The sequence below is a fragment of the Haemophilus parahaemolyticus genome, assembly GCF_018373095.1.
Lineage (GTDB): Bacteria > Pseudomonadota > Gammaproteobacteria > Enterobacterales > Pasteurellaceae > Haemophilus_A > Haemophilus_A parahaemolyticus_A.
Map to the genome: position 1 here is coordinate 1 of NZ_JAHAHT010000117.1, position 4857 is coordinate 4857.

5 protein-coding genes and 1 tRNA gene are annotated in these 4857 nt (G+C 38.8%); 4 read left to right on the plus strand and 2 right to left on the minus strand.

Annotation, left to right across the window (positions count from 1 at the left end):
* The first annotated feature begins 457 nt into the window (after nt 1–457).
* Nucleotides 458–640 carry a ribbon-helix-helix protein, CopG family gene (locus KH943_RS09195; RefSeq protein ID WP_304110310.1) on the plus strand — a complete coding sequence of 61 codons (183 nt, stop codon included), beginning with the start codon at nt 458–460 and terminating at the stop codon, nt 638–640.
* Nucleotides 641–681: 41 nt separating this feature from the next.
* Here KH943_RS09195 and folC read toward each other — a convergent pair whose 3' ends face one another.
* Complete coding sequence (gene folC, locus KH943_RS09200; RefSeq protein ID WP_304110311.1) at nt 682–1974, minus strand: bifunctional tetrahydrofolate synthase/dihydrofolate synthase; 1293 nt, start codon at nt 1972–1974, stop codon at nt 682–684.
* A 60-nt stretch (nt 1975–2034) separates the two neighbouring features.
* Nucleotides 2035–2922 carry an acetyl-CoA carboxylase, carboxyltransferase subunit beta gene (gene accD, locus KH943_RS09205; protein ID WP_304110312.1) on the minus strand — a complete coding sequence of 296 codons (888 nt, stop codon included), beginning with the start codon at nt 2920–2922 and terminating at the stop codon, nt 2035–2037.
* Between the two features lie 395 nt (nt 2923–3317).
* On the opposite strand from accD, the gene secG reads away from it, so the two are divergent.
* The 3 genes from secG to KH943_RS09220 form a co-directional block, all read left to right on the plus strand.
* Complete coding sequence (gene secG, locus KH943_RS09210; RefSeq protein ID WP_304110313.1) at nt 3318–3647, plus strand: preprotein translocase subunit SecG; 330 nt, start codon at nt 3318–3320, stop codon at nt 3645–3647.
* Between the two features lie 11 nt (nt 3648–3658).
* A tRNA-Leu gene (locus tag KH943_RS09215) sits at nt 3659–3744 on the plus strand.
* A gap of 173 nt (nt 3745–3917) precedes the next feature.
* On the plus strand, nt 3918–4857 hold a 940-nt coding region (locus KH943_RS09220), incomplete at its 3' end, for a tyrosine-type recombinase/integrase (protein WP_304110314.1).

Sequence of the window (4857 nt, forward strand, 5' to 3'; positions counted from 1 at the left end):
AACCACAACACACGGCGAACGCTGGATTGAAGGGCGTGAAAGCGATCAGCAAGCGGCTAACAAATGGAAATAGCATTTTAGTGGTGGCTGTTTTGTTTTTAATAATCAATTTTACTTTATTTTTATAATTTTACGATAGCCAAAGAAAAACAAATGGCGTTGTTGTAACGCATAAAAAAAGCCGATAGACATATCGGCTTTTTATTATTTTTTACTTGCCTTGTAGGTTAATCTACAGCATCATTATTTTGCTTTCGCAGGTGGTAGGACACAGGAGCGAAAGCGAGTGTGGAGCTTGCTCTCCACGTTTTAATGAAGAGGATAAGAACTATGATTATCTTAGTTATCCTAGTTATTTTAGCGTTAGTGATGTTTAGCAAAAACATCTAGCTAAAATGGCTTGCTAGGGAGCTGCAACTCCCTAGATCTTCACTACAAACTATTATGAGGTTTCATTATGGCGTTGTCAAGACGAGAAATTCAAGCAAAAAGTGATGCTAAACGGGGCGTAAAAATCAAAGGGTTTAAACTTCCGATTGAAATCATTGAAGAGATTGAGGAATTAAGCAAAGTGCTTAATATTCCGCAAAATCAACTGATTATTAAAGCCTTTAAAGAATTTAAATCAAGAAATCAATAATCGTTAATAATTCGTTCTTATGTTGTCTATTATTCCATTTTCTACTTGTCTAAAAACAACATAAAATCTGCCACTGTATGGAACGAGCCGAAAACTAGAATAATATCCTGCTCTTCTACTTGTTCAAATAAAATAGGAGCGATTTCCTCCACATTTTTGTGCACACAAGCAGTCGTCTTTGGTAAACAATTTACTAATTTATCGTAAACAGCTTGACCACTCTGCCCCCGCCAGCAATCTAAGCCGACACAATGCCATTCGTCAATAATGCCTGCTAATGGCTGAACAATACCCGAAAGTTCTTTGTCTTCCAAACAGCTGAAAATCGCAAAGATTTTTGCTTTTTTGACCGCTTGCAAGCGTTCGACAAGATAGCGTGCAGCGTGAGGATTATGCCCCACATCAATAATTACTTGTGCTTTTGGTTTTTGCCCTGAGAAATGAGCAAAATCTACGGCTTGCAATTGTTGAAAACGCCCTGTCATTTGAGCTTCTTGCAAAGTCTCACGAATAATTTGCTCGCTCACATTAAATGGCGTTTTCAGTAAAGTAGCAATTGCCGTGCCTGCATTTGGAATAGGAATTAATGGCATTGGCAATGCATTAAACTGCGTTGTTTGTGATTGCCAATAAAACGCTTCATTCTTAACCTCATACTGCCAATCGACATTGCGTTGGAATTTTTGAGCATTCAGATCTTGTGCGATCACTAAGATTGATTGAGGGCAATCAGGTTCACCAATAATCACAGGAATATTCGCACGGAAAATACCTGCTTTTTCGCGTCCAATATCTTCGCGGTTATCGCCTAAAAAGGCAACGTGATCGATATCAATGGAAGTAATGACCGCAAGATTTGGATCAACAATGTTTGTTGCATCTAATCGACCGCCTAGCCCTACTTCTAAAATTACGACATCCAACTTGGCATCTTTAAAAAGTTTCAACGCCGAGAGTGTGCTAAACTCAAAATAGGTTAAAGAAGCGGTCTTGTTCTGGTCGATTTCTGCAAAACTATCAATATGAGCTTGGTCGTCTAATAACTGCCCATTAATTCGCACGCGTTCGTTGTATCGAATGAGATGAGGAGACGAATATACGCCCACTTTCAAGCCAAGTTTCATCAAAGCGACTTCCAAGAAACGGCAAGTCGAGCCTTTTCCATTCGTACCTGCTACAGTAATGACATAAGGGGCAGGATGAAGTAAATCTAAATTTGAAGCGACCGATTTAATACGTTCCAAGCCCATATCAATCGCTTTAAAATGCCCGTGTTCTAAATAATTTAACCACGTTTGCAGATTATCTGCACGGGTTGGTGTTTGTGAGTTCATTTCATTTATTCCATAAAGAAAAATCCCTGTAAAACAGGGATTTATATCATTTCCTATTTGCTACTCTTCAATAATCAATTCCGCCGTTTTAAACGGTGTAGGTTGATGTGTCAATTTAGCACAAATTCGTGCCAGAGTATCACGCATCTCTTTTCTGTGTACGATCATATCAATCGCACCATGTTTCAGTAGAAATTCTGCACGTTGGAAACCTTCAGGCAATTTTTCACGAACAGTTTGCTCAATAACGCGAGGGCCAGCAAAGCCAATTAACGCTTTCGGTTCAGCAATGTTTAAATCACCTAACATCGCTAAACTGGCTGATACACCACCCAAAGTTGGATCAGTTAATACAGAAATAAACAGTACCCCCTGCTCTTTCATTTTAGCTAAAATCGCACTGGTTTTCGCCATTTGCATTAACGAGAATAATGCCTCTTGCATACGTGCACCGCCCGATGCGGAGAAACAGATAAATGGGATACGTTCTGCCAATGCTTTTTCTGCAGCTTGCACAAATTTTGCACCCACTACAGAACCCATAGAACCGCCCATAAACTCAAAGTTAAAAGAAGCTGTTACCACTGGCATTCCGTGTAACGTACCTGCTAACACGATAAACGAGTCTTTTTCGCCTGTCTCTTTTTGTGCAGCAGATAAACGATCTTTATATTTTTTAAGATCTTTAAACTTCAACACATCTTGCGGTTCAAGCTCTGCTGCGATTTCTTGTGCAGAACCTTCATCTAATAAATTCAGTAAACGTGTACGAGCGTTAATACGCATATGATGATCGCATTTCGGGCAAACTTGCATATTGCGTTTTAATTCTTCGCTATAAAGCACCTGATCACAACTTGTACATTTTGTCCAAACGCCTTCTGGCACTTTCGACTTCCCTGTATTTGAAGAAGAGTCACGCCCCAAAATTCTATCTAACCAGCTCATTTTTAAACCTTCTATTGTTATGTTTAAAATAAAAAAATCGGCTTATTAAAGCATAAAATGCGATTTTTTGAAAGAATAAGATGTTTTATCACTAGACGTCAAACCAGCCATATTCTCATAATTGTCAAATAACAACATTGTAGCTTTTCTTTAAATATCCATCCGTAATTTTATGTCGAGATGATGTGAGTTTGAATATAAAGCATATATACCACTGCCCTACAATGAGTTTTTGTTCTCATACAGTATTTTAAGAAATAGTTTGGGTTCTGTTGAGTGTCGAAAAAAAACACAAACAAACTCCTTAATTTAAAATCTCTCTTGCAAAAAAAACGAATGTTCAGTAATATATAAATATTCGCAATTCATTAGCGTCAGAATTTAGAGAAATATCAATGTTAAATATTCTTACAGTCATTTACCTTGTTATTGCAATTGCATTAGTTGGTTTTATCTTAATGCAGCAAGGTAAAGGAGCAGACGCAGGAGCATCATTTGGTGCTGGTGCAGCAGGAACTGTATTTGGTTCAACTGGTTCTGCAAATTTTTTATCAAGAACAACAGCAGTATTAGCAACAATTTTCTTTGCTATTAGCTTAATTATTGGCAACATCAACACCCATCAAGCTAGACCAACAAGTCAATTTGATGATTTAAGTGATGTAAAACAAAATATTACACAACCAGCGGAAGTTAAAACACAAAATAACGACATTCCACAATAAAATATAACTTTGCTCTGATGGTGGAATTGGTAGACACGCTATCTTGAGGGGGTAGTGTCCATAGGATGTGCGAGTTCGAGTCTCGCTCAGAGCACCATAATATAATCTGAATAAGTTTCAGAAAGTATAACAAGGCTAGAATTCACAAGGTTCTAGCCTTTTTTATTGTCCTATTCAGTCTTTAGCCGTAGAATGTAATCAAGTACACGATGTACTTGATTTCTTGGCGATCAAGTACATCGCTATTTCATCAAGTACAAGGAATAACTTATGGGATTATCCGCATCTCTCGTTGAAAAAACAAAACCAAAAGCAATTGACCAATGGCTATCTGATGGAGATGGCTTATACCTTGTTGTAACTCCCAAAGGCTCTAAAATTTGGAAGTTAAAATACAGCAAACCATACAGCAAAAAACGCACCAACATCACTATTGGCACCTATCCTGCATACAGCCTAAAAGACGCACGTGATTTATGTGCCGAATATCAAGTACTGCTGGCAAGAAATATCGATCCGCAAGAACACATCAAACAACACACACAACAAGAAATTCAACGTCGAGAAACGACATTTTCTGTCATTGCAGAACAATGGAAAGCAAGCAAAACCAACATCAAACCTAGCACACTTGAAAAATATTGGCGAATTGTCGAACTCTATCTACTCCCACAATTAGGCAGCTTGCCCATTACCGACATCACACCACGCATTGTCAAACCCGTGCTAGATATTCCTTACCAACAAGGCAAGGCAGAAATGTTCCGCAAAAGCATCAAATTGCTCAATGCCATCTTAAACTACGCCGTCAATTTACTTTTCGCCCTTGATGCCAATCCTTGCCTTAAAATCACCACTGCGTTTGAAAGCTTAGGACGAGGCACTAACCCCAACATCCATTTCGACGACTTACCAGAATTTCTCAACGATCTCTTAAACTCCAACGTTGATTTACTCACCCGCTACCTCGTGTTATGGCAACTACTCACAATGACCCGACCAACAGAAGCCGCCGAAACCCAATGGCACGAAATCGACGAACAAAAAGCACTCTGGACCATACCGCCCGAACGAATGAAAAATAAAGCAGAGCACCGCATCTTTCTTTCTACACAAGCATTGCGACTGCTCCAAAAAATCAAACAATTTAAGATAGATACCAACCCTTATTTATTCGTGAGCTACCGAGCCAAAACAGGGCATCTCAACG

Bases quoted from the DNA above. Each gene is read 5' to 3' on its own strand.
- folC (WP_304110311.1), bottom strand. From the start codon at position 1,974: ATGAACTCACAAACACCAACCCGTGCAGATAATCTGCAAACGTGGTTA.
- KH943_RS09195 (WP_304110310.1), top strand. From the start codon at position 458: ATGGCGTTGTCAAGACGAGAAATTCAAGCAAAAAGTGATGCTAAACGG.
- secG (WP_304110313.1), top strand. From the start codon at position 3,318: ATGTTAAATATTCTTACAGTCATTTACCTTGTTATTGCAATTGCATTA.
- accD (WP_304110312.1), bottom strand. From the start codon at position 2,922: ATGAGCTGGTTAGATAGAATTTTGGGGCGTGACTCTTCTTCAAATACA.